This window comes from Trinickia sp. NRRL B-1857 (assembly GCF_050470685.1).
Lineage (GTDB): Bacteria > Pseudomonadota > Gammaproteobacteria > Burkholderiales > Burkholderiaceae > Trinickia.
In genome coordinates, this window is the sequence record NZ_JBFLUK010000011.1 from 942,125 (window position 1) to 961,179 (window position 19,055).

The window sequence follows — 19,055 nt, forward strand, 5'->3', positions numbered from 1 at the left end:
ACGGCGCGGCCCGGAAAAACTTCATACGGATTGTTACGGGCCCGGCGTATTCGAGCTTGATATCGATCAAAGAAATCTTGCGGCGGCTTGCATGGAAATTGCCGGGCACGCCGGCAATAGGGCGCCGCCGCGTGTCGGCCCATTCGCGAAGCGCCTTCAGCGTGTCGATTTCACAGTGCATCGCCGCTGTGCGTGTTGCATGAGCGGCGTGATCGAATCGCTTAATTCAATACGTATGTCCGAGTTGGAAATAGAAGTTCCGGCGGCCGCCCGGTGCAAGCGCGATACCCAAGTACAAGGGCCCGAACGAACTGGTCACGCTCGTGAAAAACGTGACGCTGCGCTTCAGCGAGCTGCTGCCGAATCGATCGCCTTGTTGCCAGACATTCCCCGCTTCGAAACTGACGCCGGCGTATAGGCCTTCGAGTGGCGCGGTCTGAAACCGCATGAGCTGGTTCAAATACGTGACCTGGGCGTAGAGCATCGAATTGCCCGAGAGCTGATCGGCTGCGTAAGCGGATAGATGCTGAAAGCCGCCAAGCGTGAAGCCGAGCGGATTGGCCGCGTTTTGGCCGCCGATGTCGCCGCCGGCTTCGACGCTGGCGTTAAAGCTATGCCGCCCGAAGCTGACTGCGCCGATGGCCTTGCCGTAGAGCTCGGTGTAGGGGCTGCTTTGTCCGAAGACGGATCGCTCCGCGCGCAACTCGGCGAAGTAGCCGGTGCGAGGAAAGAGCGGATCGTCGAGTTGATCGATGACGAGCTTGGCTCGCGCGGACACCTCTTGGCCGTACACATCGGAAAACAGCAGCGTGCCGTCGTCGAGCGGCAAGTTGTAGACGGCCGATCCGTATGCATGCGAGTAGGCCAAGCCAACCCGGAAATCGCCCAGCCGCGCGATCGGCAAACCGAAGTCGATACCCACCCGCTCGGTTTGCAGGTGGTATTGGGTCATGCGAACGCCGGTGCTGTCGTCGTAGATATTGGCAAAGCGGCGTTCGAACTCCGCATACGGAGCCACGTAGTAGCCGAGCGCCGAGGATAACGGTTGGCGCAGCTCGGTATTGAAATGCAATAGGTCGCTGCCGAGGGTTGCATCGGCGCGCAATTCGAGTCCGGAGTCGGTGAGCCAGGGGCGCCGGTAGCCGAGATTGAGCCTGAAGCCGCCTTCGTCTTCCGAACTACTCGACAGACCCAAGCCGAACAACACGAAATTCGGCCCCCAAGATTTTTCCCTGGCATCGATCACGAGGCGCGGGCCGTCTTGATCGTCGATCAACTGCTGGGTTGCGCTTTCGAAGTCTCCGGACGTGACGAGCGTTTGCAAATCGCGCGTCACCGCGAGCGGATCGTAGACATCGCCGGGGCGCAAGTTCAGGAATTTGCGTACGCGCGCGGCCGGCACGTTGCCGCGGGTGTGAACGTCGATATGGGCGAGCTTGACGGGCCGCGTTTCCACGGGGGCATGCGATGCGCGATAAGCAGCGTATTGCTCGGGCGAAAGCGCGAATTGCCGCAACCGCGGTAACGCGGCGCGCGCGGCGGCGGCGCCTGCTTCGATCGCCTCGTTGGCATGCGCGAAATCCGAGAAACCTAGGTTGCCGAGCGTCGGTTTGATCATCACGTCGTTCGAGCCGAGCTGCGCGCGATGCCGGCCGACGTTTTGGTGAATCAGAATGCCGAGCATCTGTTGCATGACGTCGGTCGGCGACGACAGCGCATCGAGCGGCCGCAACGGCGAACTGATATCGACGGCGATCAGTACGTCCGCGCCCATCTTGCGGGCGACATCGGTCGGGAGATTGTTCACGAGGCCACCGTCGACGAGCGCGGTGCCGTCGAATTCGGCCGGTGCGAACAAGCCCGGCATGGCCATACTCGAGCGAATCGCGAGCGGCAAGGACCCATGATCGAGCACGACTTCGTCGCCGGTGCTCAGATTCGTCGCGATAGCGCGATAAGGGATCGGCAGCGTGTCGAACGGCGCATTGGCAGGCAAGTTCGAGGTCCATTCCTGCAACAGAGCCTGTAGCCGGTTGCCCTGCACGAGCCCGGCCGGCAGCTTCGCGCCGTCGGCGCTGAAGCCGATGCTGCCCACGTACAGCCGCGAGTCTTCGCGCTGCGATTGCGGTAGGTCGGCACGCTTTTCGACGTCGAACGCGATATCCGCGAGGTTCACGTGCGCGAGGCGCGCCTGCATCGCGTCGGCGCTCATCCCGCTCGCGTACAGTCCGCCGACCACGGCCCCCATACTGGTACCGGCAATGCAGTCGACGGGGATGCGGTTTTCCTCGAGCACGCGTAGCACGCCCAAGTGTGCGTAGCCGCGCGCGCCGCCGCCCGACAGGACGAGACCGATCGAAGGTCTAGACTCAGGACCGCCACGCGCTCGGCACACGCCGTCTTGTGCATGGGCCGCTCCAGAGCCCGCGAGCGCGGCGGCGAGCGCCAGCACCCCGGCGCTGCCCGCGCGCACCGCCCTGCGATTCGACCCCATGCGTCCCATGCCGCCCCAAAAAAATACGAAATATTACACAGATTGGCGGGGCTTTCGGGTAGGCGGCGGTGTTTTATTGCAGCATGGCCGGCGGGCGAGGATGGGATTGGACGCGGGGAGCTAGCCTAGGTCGGGTTGCAGCTCGGAACGGGGCGAGCGCTCGGCCGACGGATCGGGAACGACTTCCAGCCGATAGCCGTGCCCATACACGGGTGCGAGCCGAACGCCGTTGTCCGGCCTCAATTGCAGCTTCGTCCGAACGCGCGACATGTGTGTGTCGAGCGTTCGAGAGATCGCGCTTTGCGGTTGCCCCCAAAGCGTTCCGCCGATGTGCTCGCGCGAGAGCACGCGTCCCACATGTTGAAACAACAAGAAGACGAGGTCGAATTCGCGCCCTGTCAATTCGATCGGCGCTTCGCGCAAGAAACAGGTGCGGCTGACCGGATCGATACGATAGCGGCCGACCTCGATCATGGGATTCGCCTCGGTATCCGAGCCGGGATAGGCCCGCCGGCTCAGTGCCTCGATGCGGGCGAGCAGCTCGCTCGTACGAATCGGCTTGATCATGTAGTCGTCGGCGCCTGCCGAAAGCGCGGTGACGACATCGGTCTCGAGCGAGCGGCTCGTCATGAAAAGAATCGGCACGCGCTCGCTGAGATTGGCGCGGGCCCAAATCGTGACTTGATGACCGGTCACGCCGGGAAGACTCCAGTCGAGCAGGATCAAATCGAAGCGGTCGCGTTTCAAGCGGCGAATCAACTGGCTGCCGTCACGAAACAGCTCGCATTCATGCCCCGCCGAACGCACTATTTCGCCGATGTGCTCGGCAAGAACATCATCGTCTTCCAGATAGGCGATCTTCATTTCTTTCAGGTCTCGCTCGCATGCATCTGATACGAATCGGATATGCTTGCGCATTTCGCGGATGCGCATCCGACTCGAATATATCGGCTAGGGATTGTACCGCTGCGGCTTCTGCAATGGATTGAAGAGAGCATGGCAAAAAGTGAGCAATTGACATTTGTTTGCAATCTGCCGCGATGACTCGCCGTTGTGTTTGCTTAACGTCTGCTTAGCTTCGGATGGTGAAAATAGAGGCGAGCCACGACTAGATGCAGCGGCTCGCGCGGGTGGTGCACGATCGCGCGAAATTCGTTAAGCTCCCGGCTCGAGCAATGCCGGATAGATTAGTGTATACCAATGCCGACGGGGGACGCCGGTTTGATGCATGACCGTTACGCGGCTCATGCCAAGATCGCCGCGACTGCCGCGCCAAATATAAAATTCAGCATTCATAGATAGACACGACAATGCGTAACCCAAACGCGGCCATCACGGTTTCGCGCGAGAGATCGTTGAGTTTTCACGAAGCCGGATGCCGTAAATGGGGACACGGCTTGGGGCTGGCCGTGATCGTTGCATTCGCTACGGTGCTCGGCGTGTCGCCCGTGCGCGCGCAAACGAAGTTCGATGCGCGCGCAACGGCCGCGTACGTGACAGTGGCCGGCGATACGCTTTTCGAAGTGGCGCAGCGCTATCTGACGGATGTAGGCGGGTGGCGTGCATTGGCGCGGCTGAACCACGTCAGCGCGCCTAGGCGGTTGCCCGCGGGGATGACGCTACGGCTTCCGCTCGCGTTGTTGCGCCGCGATGCGATGCCCGCGAGCATCGTCGCCCTGAGCGGGCTTGTCACGTCGCGCTCGTCGGCTTCCACGGCAGGCGAGCCGGACACCCCTGCCGTACCTCTGTTGTCCGGACGAGTCCTCGGCGAGAGCGACACGATCAGTACGGGCGCGGATGGCTTTGCGACGCTCGAACTGGACGACGGCTCATACGTCAGCATCGCGCCGAACAGTCATATCGTCTTGTCGATTCTGCGCAAGATGGCGCTTACCGGGATTGAGGATCACGTCATCGAATTGCAGCGAGGCGAGGTCGCGAACGAAGTGACGCATGCCCGGCAAAGCGGCGACCGCTTCGAGGTTCGCACGCCCTCGATCGTCGCGGGGGTGCGGGGCACGCGTTTTCGCGTGAATCAGCTTTCTTCGATGACGGCTGTCGAAGTGCTGGACGGAACGGTCGCCGTCGGGACTTCGGCGAGCGGCGCGCTCGACAAGGCGGGGCATGCCGGTGCGCCGTCGCAATTCGTTGCCGCGGGTCAGGGCAGCGCGACGCCGAACGGCGGCGCCGTGGGCATGCCCCAGCCGCTGCTGCCGGCGCCGGTGCTCGTGAACCCGGCGAAGGTGCAAGACGGCAAGCTCGTGACGTTCGACGTCGAGCCGGCGGCCGAGGCGAGCGGCTATCGCATCCAGATCGCGCGCGACGCCGACTTGCTCGATTTGATTCGCGATGCGCGCGTCCTCGTGCCGGGCGCGACGTTTGCCGACGTGCCGGACGGAACCTACTTCGTGCGCGTTTCGTCGATCGACCGAAGCGGCTTGGAGGGGCTGCCGCGTGTCTATGCGTTCGAACGCCGCACGAACGAGCTCAGCGCAACGGCCAGCGCGCAACGAGGCTCGCACGCCTACCGCTTCACTTGGCGGGCTTCGCGCGCCGATGCGCGGACGCGTTATCGCCTCGTTCTGTCGCGGCACGACGACCTGCGCGACCCGATGGTGGATGCCGTGGATTTGACGGATACCTCGCTCGTCGTGTCCGATTTGCCGGCCGGCGACTACTATTGGCGCGTCGTGTCGGAGCAGCACGACCGGGGCCGTTTCTACGAAACGAACGGGCCCGTACGCGCGTTCACCCTGGCGAAATGAGGGGCGTGAATGACCCCTAACGAATCGCTGGCCTCGACTCGTCGAATACGTTTGATGTGGCGCCCGACGCTAAGCGTTTGGCACCGCTTCGTGCGCGAGTGGCTGGCGATCGGATGCTTCGGTATTGCGGCGATCCTCGCTTGCACTGCCGGCGGCCTGGCCACGAACTTCGACCGGCTCGTCTACGACCGGATGCTCACGCTGCGCTCGCAACCACTCGCCCCCGAGATCGCCGTGGTGCGCATCGACGACGACAGCGTGTCGGAACTCGGGCGCTGGCCGTGGCCGCGTGCGTTGCAGGCCCGTCTGATCGACGCCGTCGCGCGGGATGGTGCGGCGGCGCTCGTCTATAACGTCCTGTTGACCGAGCCGGCGACGGGCGACGACGAACTGGCGCATGCGCTGCGCTCGACGCCTAGCTATTTACCCCTGTTCGTCGATCCGCGCGCGCGCGGCGAGGCGGTCGGGCCCGTGCCGGAGCTGGCATCGGCGGCGGCCGGGACGGGGCATATCGACATCGAACCCGATTCAGACGGCATCGTGCGCAGCGTCGCGCTACACGAACGCGCAGCCGGCGTGAGTTGGCCTTACCTCGTCATGCCGTTGCTGGACGACATTCGCAGCGGAAAGATCGCGCTCGCGGGCGGGCGTTACCGCACCGCCCATGCCGGCCCGATTCCGACATCGAGCACGCTCGAGGAGGACGCCGACGGCGATACGCTGCCGCGCGTGCTCATTCCGTTTTCGGGCAGCGTGCCCGACGATGCCCAGTTCTCGGCTCACGATCTGCTCGATGGCAACGTGCCGGTCGGCGCCTTGCGTGGCAAGGTCGTGTTCATCGGTTTGACGGCGTCGGGCCTGTTGACGCATTTGGCGACGCCGATCACCGGCACATGGGGGCCCACGTCCGACACGCTGTTGCATGCGAACGCCCTAAGCGCGCTGCTGACGGAACGCGAGATTCGCCCTGTCGGCACGCGTTGGCTCTTTCTTGTGTCGCTTGTGCCGCTGGCCACGTTGCTGGCCGGCTTGCTGTTCCTGTCGCCTTGGCGCACGCTGCTCTTGACGCTCGGCCTGGCGATCGTTTGCCTACTGTTTAGCGCGGTGCTGCTCGAGAGCGCGTGTATCTGGCTCTCGCCGGTCCCGGCGTTGATCGCCTTGCTGGCGGTCTATCCGCTATGGGGCTGGCGCCGCCTCGAAATGACGATGTCGCGCTTGCAAGGCGAGCTTCAGCGGCTGGCGGACGATAACGATATCTTGCCTATTATTCCCGCGCGTCCGCGCGAGGTACTCGGCGATGCCCTTGAACGGCATATCGCGCTCGTCGAGCAGGCGGCCGACCGCATGCAAGACATGAAGCGATTCGTCTGGGATTGCTTGAATAGCCTGCCGGAGCCGATTTTGGTCGCCGACCAAAAAGGGTTGATTTGCGTGGCCAATAAGGCGGCGCGCGAGTGCTTCTCGCACATCGATCCCGCGCCGCTGGAAGGTCGATGGCTGACCGAAACGCTCGGCAAAATGACCTTCATCAAGACGATGGCGCCGGAGACCGTCTCCGATGCGGAGTTGCTTGCGCGTTGGCCGGAGGTCCTCGACCCGACCGACCTCGAGCGCGTCTGGATCGTCAAGCGCGGTATCGAAGTACGCGACCGAGCCGAGCGGGACTACCTGTTGCGCTACGCGCGTTGTCGCAATGCGCGCGGCGAGGTATCGGGCTATTGGGTCGCGGGTCTGGCCGAGGTGACGGCACTGCATACGGCCGAGCAAGCCCGGGAAGACGCGCTGAGGCTGCTTTCGCACGATATGCGCTCGCCCCATGCTTCGGTGCTCGCGCTGATCGAAGAAGAGATGGCGGTGACGCGTTCGGAACGCGTGAGTACGCTGCTCTCGCATATCGAGCGCTATACGCGCCGGGCGTTGACGCTCGCCGACGATTTCGTGCAGCTCACGCGCGCCGAGTCGCAGGCTTACCTGTTCGAGCCGGTCAATCTCGCCGACGTCGTGCTCGATGCGAGCGACGAGATTTGGCCGCAGGCACGCGCCAAGGGCATCTTCGTCGAAACGCATTTCGAGGGCGACGGCCAGTGGATTTACGCCGATCGATCGCTCATCACGCGCGCCGTGACGAACTTGCTGAACAACGCCGTCAAATACAGCCCGACCGAAACCGTCGTGCATATCTCGGTGACGAACGCCGCGAACGATCGCGTACAGTGCCGGATTGTCGACCAAGGCTACGGGATGACCGAAGATGCCCGGGCGCATTTGTTCGAGCGTTTCCGCCGCTTCAGGACGCCGGGGCAGCCGCACTCGCAAGGCGCGGGACTTGGCATGGCGCTCGTGAAAACGGTGGTGACTCGGCACGAAGGAGAGGTGTCGGTCGAGAGCGAACCAGGGCGCGGCACGGTCGTGACCGTCTCGCTGCCGAAGTGGGACGGCGATGCGTAAAGATCAACGACGACGGGATAACGGCGCGAAATGAAGACAATCTTGCTGCTTGCCGCATGCGCGGCCGCGCTCTCGGGCTGCGCCGGGACGCAGATCGCCGTCCGTGCGCACTCCGATCGAAGCTCCAGCACCGGCGCCCGCACCTATGCGTTTGCGGACGATTCGGGGGCGGCATCGGGCGACCGGCGCGAAGATTTCGTCTCGGCGGTTGGCCACCGGCTGGCCGAGCTAGGCTTCACGTCCGTGCCCGCGCCCGCTGCCCGCTATCGCATTGCGCTCTCCCAAGAAACGCGACCGGCCTCTGTCGGCATTGCCTATACCGATTGCGCAGACGGCGCGCCTTGCGGGGCACCGAGTGTGGCGCCCGGCTTCGAGTGGCCCGGCGCCACACCGTACCTCCACTCGCTCACTTTGCGGTTCTTCGATGCCAAGGACGGGCGCGAGGCCTACAAAGTCAGTGCGGCGAAACGCGATCGGGATCGCGACGTCAAGCGCGATATCGACGATCTCGTAGCCGGCGCGCTCGCGCGTTTTCCCTTTGACGACAGGGACGGCGGCACCGGCGATCTTGCCGCCACCAGCGATTGGAAGGTGACGCTTAACAAGCCCCAGGCCGATGGCGCGCCACGCGTGACCGGCATCGCGCCGCTCAAGCATTGACGGTCACCGCCGCCCGACTCGTGCTCATTGCCATTCTTCCGTAGAATGCGCCATACGAAGCGTCGGCACCGCAGCAGGTGATACGGCGATGCGGTGGGGCGCTCGATTGCGAAGCGTGGGACCCAGGAGACGAACGATGAATACGATAACAACCGCACCGGCCGGCGATCCTCCTCGAGCCGTGCGCCGCATCACGCGTTGGTACGCAAGCTTTCTACGCGTCGCTTTCGCACTGCTTCCGGCCTACCTCATCGCGTATCTGTTCTACTTTCAGGACCCTCGGCTCGTGTTCGAGGATCATCTCTTCCACGAAGTGGCGATCGCGGCCGCGACGCTCGAAGGGCTCTTCGTCAGCTACGTGACCTGGCAGTGCTATCGCCTATCGGGCGAGCCGATCTTGCGCTGGATGACGCTCGGTTTTACTGGCTTCGTCATCATCTACGCGTTGCATGGGCTGTTTACGCCGCTTGCGCACCACAACATGTGGCTCTTTCTGCTGTACGGTCCGGCCTCGCGACTGGTCATGGCGATTCTTTTGTTCGTCGCCCTGCTGTCTTATGGGCGCAAGGCCGATCCCGTCGAACGGCGCACCGACCGATTGATGTGGGGCACGTGGTTCGGCGTGTTCGCCGTGATCGACCTGCTCGTCGCCGTACTCGCGAACTCCTCGATTGCCGGCGCGTTGGCCGTGCGGCTTTCGCTCGAAGGCGGGGCCATGGTGATTTCGTTGCTCAATGTCGCCTGCCTCGTTGTCCGACGGATCCGCTCGCCGCTCATGCAGATCTTCGGGATCTCGGTGACGGCATTCGCGCTGTCCTCGCTCGCGTTCATTCTCGGCAAGCCGTGGAATCATATGTGGTGGCTGGCGCATGCGATCTTCGCCGGCGGCTTCTTTTTGCTCAGCTACGGCATCGTTCAAGCCTTCCATACGACGCGTTCGTTTTCGACGATTTATAGCCAGGAAGAGCTCCTGGCGCGCCTGCGCGACGAAATGGCCCGCGCGAGCAGCGCGCTGCAAGAGTTGCAGCGCAGCAATCAAAAGCTCGAATCGCTGGCGGCGGTCGATCCATTGACGGGCACCGCCAATCGGCGCACCTTCGTGCAACGGCTGGAAGCCGAAGTGAGCTCGGCGAACCGCGGCGGAGCGCCGTTCTCGCTATTGGCCGTCGATGTCGACAATTTGCAACGCATCAACGAGCGATTCGGCGAGCAAGTCGGCGATAGCATCTTGCGCGCCGTCGCAACGGCTTGTACCGATGCCATGCGCCCGCATCAAGGCATCGCACGGGTGAGCGGCGGCGAGTTCATGGCGATGCTGCCCAATGCCGCGCTCGATGCGGCGCTGATGATCGGCGAGCGTATTCGCACGGCGATCCAGTCGCTGCACTTCGAGGGCGGCCAAGGACGTTTCTCGGTGACGGCCAGCGTCGGCATCGCGCAATTCGGGCAGGACGGTACGACCGCCGACGCAGTCATGCGCGCGGCGGGCGAGCGCTTGAAGCGCGCCAAGACGCACGGACGCAATTGCGTGATCGCCGTTTGAAGGCGAGGACCGCTCGGCCTCGTATTGCGAAGGTGCCGGCGCGTGACCGAGGGGATCGTTAGCGTGGCTTAAGGCTCGGTTAAGCCGGCTTGTGCCATGCTCGATGCGCGTCAATATCTCGGAAGAAATCATGCGCTTGCTGTTGGTCGAAGACGATCGAATGATCGCGGAGCCCGTGCTCGATACGATGCGCCGAGCCGGCTATGCGATCGATTGGGCCGAAGACGGCCGCGCCGCCGAGCTGTCGCTCGGCAACGGGGTGTACGACTTGGTGCTGCTCGATCTCGGGTTGCCGAAGAAGGACGGCATGGCGGTATTGCAGGCGTATCGCGACGCGGGCGGGGCGGCGCCGGTCATTATCCTGACCGCGCGCGACGCCGTCGACGAACGCGTGCGCGGCCTCGACACGGGCGCCGACGACTACCTCGTCAAGCCGTTCGATCTCGACGAGTTGGCCGCCCGCGTGCGCGCGCTATTGCGCCGGCGCACGGGCCAAAAGCAGCCGGTCTACACGCACGGCGAACTGGCCCTCGATCCCGCCGCACACGAGGTCACCAAAAACGGCGCGCCCGTTGCGCTCGTGCCGCGCGAATTCGCGCTCTTGCGCGCGCTGATCGAGGCGCCGACCCGCGTCCATACGAAGGCGGAGCTTGAAGAGAAACTGTACGGCTGGGGCGAGGAAATCGGCAGCAACGCCGTGGAAGTGCACGTGCACAGCCTGCGACGCAAGATCGGCGCGGAGCAGATCGTTACCGTGCGCGGCGTCGGCTATCGATTGAGGCGTGTCGAATGACGTCGATTCGCCGTTGGTTGCTCGGGTGGTTGATCTTCGGTTTTGCCGCGGCATCGGTGATCGCCGGCTACGCCATCTTTCGGACGGCGCACGAGGAGGCGAGCGAGCTGTTCGACTACGAACTGCATGCCGTCGCGGTCTCCCTGCCGCCGAACATGGCGGCGACGGACGCCTTGGCCCAAGGTCCGGCCATGCACGATCTCTCCGACGACCGCATTGCCATCGACGTGTGGAACGCACAAGGGCAGCTCGTCTATCGATCGGAGCGCTCCCCCGACATTGCACGATTGACCGAAGGGTTTCGTACGATCGAGCGGCACGATAAGCATTGGCGCGTGTTCGGCCTGCGTCAGCCCGATCGTTTCATTCAAGTCGCACAGCCCGTCTCGGTACGCGAGGCACTCGCGCTGCGCCTCGCGTTGCGCACGCTATGGCCGCTTGCGCTGCTATTGCCGCTGACCGCGGCGCTCGTGCTCGTTGTCGTCACGCGCGCGCTCGCGCCGATTCGTACGCTCTCCCGGATGTTGTCCACGCGCTCGCTCGATGCGCTGGAACCTGTTCGGTTAGCGGGCGCGGTCCCGGTGGAGATACTTCCGCTCGTCGACGCGTTGAACGATTTGCTGTCCCGGCTCAATGCCGCATCCAGTGCGCAACGCACGTTCGTCGCCGATGCGGCGCACGAATTGCGCTCGCCGTTGACCGCCTTGAAACTCCAATTGCAAGCCGCACAGCGCAACGGCTCGCTCAAAGGCGACGGCGATACGGTGCAGAGCATCGAAGCGCGGCTCAACCGTATCATTCGGCTCGTTCAGCAGTTGCTGACGCTCGCCCGGCAAGATGCCGAGTCGGCGGGTACGACATTGATTCCCGTTTCCTTGCGGCGCCTCGCAGAGCAAGCCGTCAGCGACTTTTCGCTGTTGGCCGAAGAGAAGTCGATCGATCTCGGCTTGGAGGTGGCGCCGCCGGCAACCGAGAACGATGCGTTCGACGTCTACGGCGAACCCAATGCATTATCAGTACTGCTTAATAATTTGCTGGACAATGCGATCAAGCATACGCCGCGTTCGGGACGCGTGGACGTCGTGCTGGGTCGAGATCGGGCCGGCGTGTCGTTCGAAGTTCGGGATACGGGCCCGGGCATCGCCGAAGCCGAACTTGCGCGGGTGTGCGATCGGTTTTATCGCGGCACCGATGCGCAAGGGGAGGGGAGCGGCTTGGGCCTCGCCATCGCGCAGCGCGTGGCCAATCGGCATCATGCACAGGTCATATTGCGCAACAACACCGAAGGAAGCGGGCTGACGGTGACGGTGTCGCCGCTTCGGGCGGCCGCTTCCGCGGAGCTTCGAGGATCGGCCGCACCCGTTGGCGAAACGCGCAAGGGCTAGCCTGCGAGAAGGCTAGCCCTTGCTTCATGCGACGATCTTAGTAGCGATGATCGGGCGGCGGCCGTCGTTCGTCGTGATCGCGATGCGGATCGTGGTCATGCGGATGGCGGTGCATCCACGCGTCGTGATCCCAGTATCGGCGGCCGTCCCAATACCGATCGCCATGCCAGCCGATCGAGACGTGCAGATCGACCGGGGTCATCTGCGCCGGCGCGTAGGTGCCCGCGGTGCGCTCGGGCGCCCATTGCGCGAATGCGGCACTCGCGCCGAAGAGTGCGCTACCGGCGACTAGGGCCATGACGATGGAACGCGGGTTGTCGACGAATCGGTTCATGAGTGTTCTCCCAGCAGAGTATCAACGCGAGCATCGGTTTCGACCGCGACCGACTAGGTCGCGAGGTTTGCCGCCTGCGTAGGGAACACCTTAACAGCGTCGTTTTTTAATAAGCGTGAGCACTTGTAAGCAAAGATTGATCGGATTTCACCGATACCGAGCATCGCCTGCTCATTGCCAATCATCTGATTCGATCGGTAAAATCGCGCGCTTTAAGCACCGCCGCCTCGAGGGTAGAAATAGCCCGGCGGTATTCGACATTTAAAGCCATGCTTTCATTGTTCGCCTCTTTCGGAAAGCGGATCGTTCGCCATTGGCTACTCTCCGGAATTGTCATCGCCGTGGCGACGTTCGTCGGACTCTACTACGGCACCAAGCCCGCCAACATCGTGCCCCCGAATCGCAACGTGCATTTCACGTTCGGTATCAGCGATCTCTATGCGCCGTTTCTTTCGCAGAAAGAGAACGCGGACGTATTGAGCCATCTTCCCGAAGGCGCCGAGGTTTCGGCAACGTATCAGCGAACCACCTACAGCTATGCTTTGTTGTCTTGTATGGTGGGCGTTGCCTGCTTGCCCGATCCACATTGGCAAAGCGACACGAAAGAAGACATTCGCCTGTATGCGGCCAAAATCGAGCCGCGCCGGGAAAACGGCAAAACGCGCACATTGAGTGTCGACATGCCGCAAACGCTGCCGGGCGGGTATGTGCTGGAAAAGCTTTACCTAGACGTTTCGCCCGATACCTTTTACCGTCAACCGAGCTACGGCGCGCTCGTCGCGCAATCGCAAAAGGCGTCGAAACCGGATCCGACCGACGATTTCAAAACGCCGCCCGCGTTCGAGTACTTAGTCTCGTACCTCGATCACGACCGGACCGAAGACATTCGGTATGACCAGGACTGCCTGGACGTCTCGACGCCGATCAGCTTTCCCTCGATCTCTATCCCGGTCGTCACGCAACTCGCCAGCGATTCGAAGCGAATGGCGCTCATGCGTATCTCGAGCCGTTCGTGCCCGCTCGCGGACGCCGATCTCAGCGGCACGCCGGGCTATGCAGCCGACCGCGTGCCGCCGGCGCGTATCGCTGCCTCGCAAAGCAGTATCGACTTCGATGGCGCCCGGGGAGCGACGATTTTGTCCGGACGTGTCAGCGCCGCCGAGGACATGACCCGCTGGCAAGACGAAGGTAAGGATGGGATAGGCCTCTATCTAATCGAATTCGGTTCGTTCCGCCAATTGGAAGTTCGCTCCTATCCGGACAGCGCCCGTCCTTCGAAGCATATTCGGATCGAGACATGGACATTTTTCGACGACGTGCTGGTCGGGTACGCCGGCTATGTGTATTACCCGCCGAGGGATGGGAGCGACAACGATAAATCTGTCCAATGGCGGGAGTATTTCCGCGACGGCAAGCCGGTCTGGATGGAAACGACGCCCTCCGATTGCGAGGATGCCGATTGCAAAGCCGTGCTGACCGACGTCAATTTCGCGATTACGCGGCCCTATAGTGCGTTGCAAACCGAAGCGCGATCGTATTTCCGGTTCAGAGGCGCACTCAAGCCGGTCGTCAAAGAGTGAGACGGCATTCGGCGCCGGGTGCGAGGATAAGGACTAACATTAGCCGGCATTGACATCTCGCGGCCTTGCTCGCTTGTAGCGGGGCGCGAATCGTCCGGCCCACGCTGTACAACGTGCCATGACTCGAAACAAACGTCGAATAGCGATTCTTTTCTCGATTCTAGCGATCGGCTTTTCACCGTTCATCTCGGTGTCGATCGCCGCCGCGATTGCAGATGCGCACGGATGCCGGCTCGACGAGGCCGGTATCTATCCCTGTGTCATCGGAGGACACGATTACGGCAGCCTGCTTGGGACGATGAGCCTTGCGGGGTGGGCCGGATTGATCACGATCCCCGCGGCGACTTCGATACTCATGCTTTGGGGCATCGTCGAGCTACTGCTGGTGGTCCTGCGAAAAAGGCGTCCACGGTAGGAAACGGCAACCGGAAAACGGCCCGTTCCTACCGTATCTCACGCAATGCCTCCAACCCATTGCATCAATGGGAATTGACTTGCCAAGCCAGCACAGGATGAGTGGTGCCCGCCGGCATGGCCCAGACGCCGTTAGGGCTGAAGTCGTATCCGGAGAACGATGACGGCGTCGTCGTCTAGCATGAGCGGCAGGTCCACAAGCCGGCGCGGACGGCGACGACATAAAATACGTCCCGCCTCGTCCAACGAAAAGAGCCATGCAGCGTCAATTCGGAGATCTTCTTTTAGGCAGCATCGAGTTGTTTTGCCTCGCTGCCGAATCGGAAAGCTTCACGGTCGCGGCCGCGGCTGCGAGCGTCAATCCCGCCGCGGTAAGCCGCTCGGTTGCGCGTTTGGAGGCGCGGCTCGGTGTTCGGCTATTCGTGAGGACTACGCGGCAAATCAGATTGACGGATGCCGGCAGGCGCTATTTCGAAGAGTGCCGGCAAGCGTTGTCGCAACTCGCCGAGGCTGAGCGCGAGGCGACCGGACATCAAACGGCGCCTGCCGGTGTCTTGCGTATCAGCATGCCCACACCGTACGGCCATTACCGCGTTCTGCCGATCCTGGCCACGTTTCGCGCGCGCTATCCGCAAGTGAAGATCGAAGCCCATTTGAGCAATCGCAACATCGATTTCGCCGAGGAAGGCTTCGATCTCGCGATTCGCGGCCGAGCCCCGCGCGACTCGAACCTCATCGCAAGAAAGCTCGAGGATGCCAAGCTCGTGGTGGTGGCCGCGCCCGCGTATCTAGCGCGTGCCGGTCGGCCGGAAACGCTCGAGGACCTCGTTCGTCACGACTGCATTCAGTTCGAGCTGCCGAGCACCGGTCGCCATGTGCCGTGGACGTTTAAGCTGGATCGAGAATCCGTCGAAATCGCAACGAACGGCGCTTACACGACGTCGGGCGATGCGCTTGCGGGCGTCACACTGGCGCGTCACGGGGCTGGGTTATTTCAAACGTATCGATTCCTCGTCGAGCAGGATTTAGCCGACGGGACGCTCGAGGAAATCCTCCCCGGTTTAGGCGGTTGTACGCGCCCGTTTATGCTGCTTTATCCGCATAACCGTCACCTGTCCACGCGCGTGCGCAGCTTCGTCGATTTTCTCGTCGACGAAGTACGCCGCTAGCGGCCTAGGGCGCTTTGGCCGCGCGTTGCTTTCGGTAAGCCTGCACGGGCAAGCCGCCCCAGCCCCAGTTGTCCGGTTCGACCTCCTCGATCACGACGAAAGTCGAATCGAGCGGCTTGCCGAGGACGTCGAGCAGCAGATGGCTTACGCCTTCGATCAAGCGGGCTTTTTCTTCGGCGGTAACGGCGGTTGTGCCCGGGCGGGTGCCTTCGCGCGTGACTTGGATAGTAACGATGGGCATGGCGTTGCTCCCTTGCTTTCATTGCACGAGCCAAGGAGGCGAGTCGTACTGCTCCTTGGCGCTAAACGGAATCAGTGACCGGCGCTTTGTCCGCCGTCGACGTGCAAGATTTCGCCCGTGACGAACCGCGCGCCGTCGAGATACAGGATCGCCTCGACGATATCGCTCATTTCGCCCATGCGTCCGACGGGATGAAATGCCGCTAGCGCCGCATGGGTTTCAGGGGCGTGCATCGGCGATTTGATGATGCCTGGCGAAACCGCGTTGACGCGAATGCCGGCCTTCGCGTATTCGACGGCAAGCGATTTCGTCGCGGCGTTCAGTCCGCCTTTCGTCAAGGAGGCGAGAACGGACGGCACCTTGCTGTTCGCTTGCTCGGCGAGGGTGGTGGTGATGGTTACGACATGCCCACTGCCTTGCTTTTCCATCTGAGCGATCGCTTGCTGCGTGATATGGAAAAAGCCGTCCAAGTTGACATTGCCGAAGGCGGCGTAGTCGCTGGCCGAGTATTGAGTGAAAGGCTTGGCGATGAAAATGCCTGCGTTGTTCACGAGCGTATCGATCCGGCCGAATTGCCCGATCGCCGCTTCGACGATACGTTTGGCGGTTTCGGGCCGGCCGATGTCGCCGGCGACCGTCACCAGATCGGCATCGTCCGACGGTGCGATCGAGCGCGCGTTGGCTACGACGCGATGACCTTGCGCACGAAACGCCTTGACGGTCTCGAGACCGATGCCTTGCGATGCGCCTGTGACGACGATGACTTTCGATGAGTTCATGATGAGGTTCTCGATTGAATGGAGTTCGGCGGGAGTTGCCGGTCGAATCGACGATCCGATGGGCGAAACTCTAGGCGCCGCGCCGCTCACTTCGAAGACCCACCACGGACAAATAGTCTTGCGTTCGAGGAACAAGTCGCGCTTTGTTTGGATTGGCCAACTGTTCTTTTATTGCCCGGAGCCCTCCTCGTGCCGTTTGTATTGCGCCGCGATCTTGTCTTGCTGATTCGGCGGCACGGGGTCGTAGTGGCTCAACTGGATGCTGTAATGCCCTTCGCCGCCCGCCATCGCATTCAGCCGCGATTGATACTCGGTCAACTCCGACAGCGGCACCTTCGCCGCGACGGCCACCATACGGCCGCCGAGCGGTCTCGACCCTTGTACCTGCGCGCGCCTCGCGGAGAGGTCGCCGATGATGTCGCCCATTGCCGCTTCGGGCGCCGTGACCTCGAAGTCGACGATCGGTTCTAGCAGGATGGGTTGCGCCTTGAGTGCTGCGTCGATGAACGCCTTGCGGCCCGCCACGACGAACGCGACTTCTTTCGAATCGACGGGATGGTGTTTGCCGTCATAGACGGTGACACGTACGTCCTGCATCGGGAAACTGGCGAGCGGCCCACTTTCAATGACCTGAAGAATGCCTTTCTCCACGGCGGGCATGAACTGTCCGGGGATCGCACCGCCCTTGACCGCGTCCACGAACTCGTAGCCGGCGCCGCGCGCTAACGGCTCGACGCGCAACATGACTTCGCCGAATTGCCCCGCGCCGCCGGTTTGCTTCTTGTGCCGGTAGTGCCCGTCCGCGGTTGCGCCGATCGTTTCTCGATAGGCGATTTTCGGCGGACGCGTGAGTACCGCGAGCTTGTATTGCTCGGTCAGGCGTTCGAGCATATGGCGCAGATGGAGCTCGCCCAGCCCGCGAACCACGGTTTCGTTCGTGCCCGTCGGATGTTCGATGCGTAGGCAGGGATCCTCGGCAGCCAGTTTTTGCAGGATTTCCCACAAGCGTTGTTCGTTGCCGCGTCGTTCGGGCTCGATCGCGAGCGCGTAGATGGGATTGGGGAATTCGAGCGGGGCAAGGTGGATATTGCCGTCCTCCGGCGCATCGTGTAGGACGGCGTCGTAGCCGATCTCGTCGACTTTGGCCGTCGCGCAGATGTCTCCAGGGCCAGCTTCTACGATATCGACATGATCCTTTCCTTGCAGGCGCATGAGATGCGCGACGCGAAAAGGCTGGCGCGCATTGCCGATGTAGAGCATGCCGTCGCGCCGCACGGTACCTTGATGGATACGGAAGACGGCCATTTTTCCGATGTATGGGTCGACGACGATCTTGAACACATGCGCAAGCACATGCTTATCGGCCTGCGGCTGCGAGCGTACCGTTTCCCTGCGCTCGTCGACATCCCGGTAAAACAACGGCGGGTTGCCCTCCAAAGGGTTAGGCAGTAAGCGAACGAAGATGTCCAAGAGCGCTTCGATACCCGCGCCGGTGGCGGCGGAGGTGAAGCAGATAGGAATCAGATGACCCTCGCGCAGCGCTTGCTCGAACGGCGCGTGCAATTGTTCGGGCTTGATCGCTTCACCTTGCTCGAGGTAAAGGTCCATCAAGCCGGCGTCGAGTTCGATGACCTGATCGATGAGGGCATCGTGCGCCGAGGCGACCGACGAAAAATCCGCATCCCCGGCAGGGTTGAAGAAGCAATCGACGACGGTGTGCGCTTCGCGCGCCGGCAGATTGATCGGCAGGCAGGTCTTTCCAAACGTCTCTTGGATCTGGTCGACGAGTGAGGGTAAATCGACTTTCTCGCCGTCGATGCCGTTGACGACGATGATCGTACAGAGCTTGCGCTCCCTTGCCCAAGCCATCATGCGCCGGGTCGTCATTTCAATGCCGGTACGAGCGTTGATGACGACGGCAACCGTTTCCACCGCGGAAAGGGCGCTCAGAGAAAGACCGGAGAAGTCGGGATAGCCTGGGGTATCCAGCAGATAAACGCGCGCGCCCTGGTAATCCAGGTGGGCGACGGCGGAATTCAGCGAGTGGTGGTATTTGCGCTCGAGCGGATCGAAGTCGCACACAGTCGTGCCTCGTTCGATGCTGCCGGCGGCGTGGATGGCGCCGCTTCGACAGAGCAGCGCTTCGATCAGCGAGGTCTTGCCGCAACCCGCATGTCCGACCAAGGCGATGGTGCGAATGGCTTCTGGTTGGTGTTCCATGGCCGCTCCCGTCCAGCGATCGCGATGGGGGCATTATTGGCGAAAAAGGTTCGCGCCGCCACCCGGCACATTTCCTATCGGTGCACGTCGATTCGACCCTCGTCTTGCCGAGGGCTGGGCGTCCCGAGCGCGTACCCGCTTTGCCCACTTGACGAAACCTCAGTCTACGGTTGAGAACGGCCTCCATAGCGAGGCTCGGAAAATGATTTAAAAGCGATCGTGAGATCCAA

Annotated in this window: 15 protein-coding genes; 9 read left to right on the top strand and 6 right to left on the bottom strand. The window is 62.4% G+C overall.

What is annotated here, in order from left to right:
- Positions 1 to 226: 226 nt before the first annotated feature.
- Positions 227 to 2,494, bottom strand: a complete 2,268-nt coding sequence (locus tag AB1286_RS25265) for a patatin-like phospholipase family protein (protein ID WP_430365969.1) — start codon at positions 2,492 to 2,494, stop codon at positions 227 to 229.
- A gap of 120 nt (positions 2,495 to 2,614) precedes the next feature.
- Positions 2,615 to 3,358: a response regulator transcription factor gene (locus AB1286_RS25270; protein ID WP_430365970.1), complete on the bottom strand. Its 744-nt coding sequence runs from the start codon at positions 3,356 to 3,358 to the stop codon at positions 2,615 to 2,617.
- Between the two features lie 491 nt (positions 3,359 to 3,849).
- Here AB1286_RS25270 and AB1286_RS25275 point away from each other — a divergent pair, with 491 nt between their 5' ends.
- The 6 genes from AB1286_RS25275 (at position 3,850) to AB1286_RS25300 (ending at position 12,088) form a co-directional block, all read left to right on the top strand.
- Positions 3,850 to 5,259, top strand: coding sequence for a FecR domain-containing protein (locus AB1286_RS25275; protein ID WP_430365971.1), 1,410 nt, complete (start codon positions 3,850 to 3,852; stop codon positions 5,257 to 5,259).
- A gap of 9 nt (positions 5,260 to 5,268) precedes the next feature.
- Positions 5,269 to 7,707 (top strand): CHASE2 domain-containing protein, encoded by a 2,439-nt coding sequence (locus AB1286_RS25280; protein WP_430365972.1) that lies wholly within the window; start codon positions 5,269 to 5,271, stop codon positions 7,705 to 7,707.
- Between the two features lie 30 nt (positions 7,708 to 7,737).
- Positions 7,738 to 8,367, top strand: a complete 630-nt coding sequence (locus AB1286_RS25285; protein WP_430365973.1) for a DUF4136 domain-containing protein — start codon at positions 7,738 to 7,740, stop codon at positions 8,365 to 8,367.
- A gap of 136 nt (positions 8,368 to 8,503) precedes the next feature.
- The gene (locus AB1286_RS25290) at positions 8,504 to 9,910 is read left to right on the top strand and encodes a GGDEF domain-containing protein (protein WP_430365974.1); all 1,407 of its coding nucleotides are present in this window, start codon (positions 8,504 to 8,506) and stop codon (positions 9,908 to 9,910) included.
- A gap of 130 nt (positions 9,911 to 10,040) precedes the next feature.
- Positions 10,041 to 10,703 carry a response regulator gene (locus tag AB1286_RS25295; RefSeq protein WP_430365975.1) on the top strand — a complete coding sequence of 221 codons (663 nt, stop codon included), beginning with the start codon at positions 10,041 to 10,043 and terminating at the stop codon, positions 10,701 to 10,703.
- Positions 10,700 to 12,088 (top strand): ATP-binding protein, encoded by a 1,389-nt coding sequence (locus AB1286_RS25300; RefSeq protein ID WP_430365976.1) that lies wholly within the window; start codon positions 10,700 to 10,702, stop codon positions 12,086 to 12,088. Before AB1286_RS25295 ends, AB1286_RS25300 begins: the two co-directional genes overlap by 4 nt.
- Positions 12,089 to 12,125: 37 nt before the next feature.
- Here AB1286_RS25300 and AB1286_RS25305 read toward each other — a convergent pair whose 3' ends face one another.
- Entirely contained in the window at positions 12,126 to 12,422 is a 297-nt protein-coding gene (locus AB1286_RS25305) for a hypothetical protein (protein ID WP_430365977.1), read from the bottom strand.
- 269 nt (positions 12,423 to 12,691) lie between these two features.
- Between AB1286_RS25305 and AB1286_RS25310 the strand changes: the two genes are divergently transcribed.
- From AB1286_RS25310 to AB1286_RS25320, 3 genes are all read left to right on the top strand, one after another.
- A complete protein-coding gene (locus AB1286_RS25310) occupies positions 12,692 to 14,002 on the top strand; it encodes a hypothetical protein (protein ID WP_430365978.1) in 1,311 nt (436 codons plus the stop codon).
- Positions 14,003 to 14,120: 118 nt separating this feature from the next.
- Positions 14,121 to 14,417: a hypothetical protein gene (locus AB1286_RS25315; RefSeq protein WP_430365979.1), complete on the top strand. Its 297-nt coding sequence runs from the start codon at positions 14,121 to 14,123 to the stop codon at positions 14,415 to 14,417.
- A 256-nt stretch (positions 14,418 to 14,673) separates the two neighbouring features.
- A complete protein-coding gene (locus AB1286_RS25320; protein WP_430365980.1) occupies positions 14,674 to 15,585 on the top strand; it encodes a LysR family transcriptional regulator in 912 nt (303 codons plus the stop codon).
- Between the two features lie 4 nt (positions 15,586 to 15,589).
- On the opposite strand, the gene AB1286_RS25325 is transcribed toward AB1286_RS25320, so the two are convergent.
- The 3 genes from AB1286_RS25325 to fusA all read right to left on the bottom strand — a co-directional run bounded on the left by AB1286_RS25325 (position 15,590) and on the right by fusA (position 18,825).
- Positions 15,590 to 15,826, bottom strand: coding sequence for a tautomerase family protein (locus tag AB1286_RS25325; RefSeq protein WP_430365981.1), 237 nt, complete (start codon positions 15,824 to 15,826; stop codon positions 15,590 to 15,592).
- Positions 15,827 to 15,897: 71 nt separating this feature from the next.
- Entirely contained in the window at positions 15,898 to 16,605 is a 708-nt protein-coding gene (locus AB1286_RS25330; RefSeq protein ID WP_430365982.1) for an SDR family NAD(P)-dependent oxidoreductase, read from the bottom strand.
- A 168-nt stretch (positions 16,606 to 16,773) separates the two neighbouring features.
- The gene (gene fusA, locus AB1286_RS25335; protein WP_430365983.1) at positions 16,774 to 18,825 is read right to left on the bottom strand and encodes an elongation factor G; all 2,052 of its coding nucleotides are present in this window, start codon (positions 18,823 to 18,825) and stop codon (positions 16,774 to 16,776) included.
- Between the last annotated feature and the right edge of the window lie 230 nt (positions 18,826 to 19,055).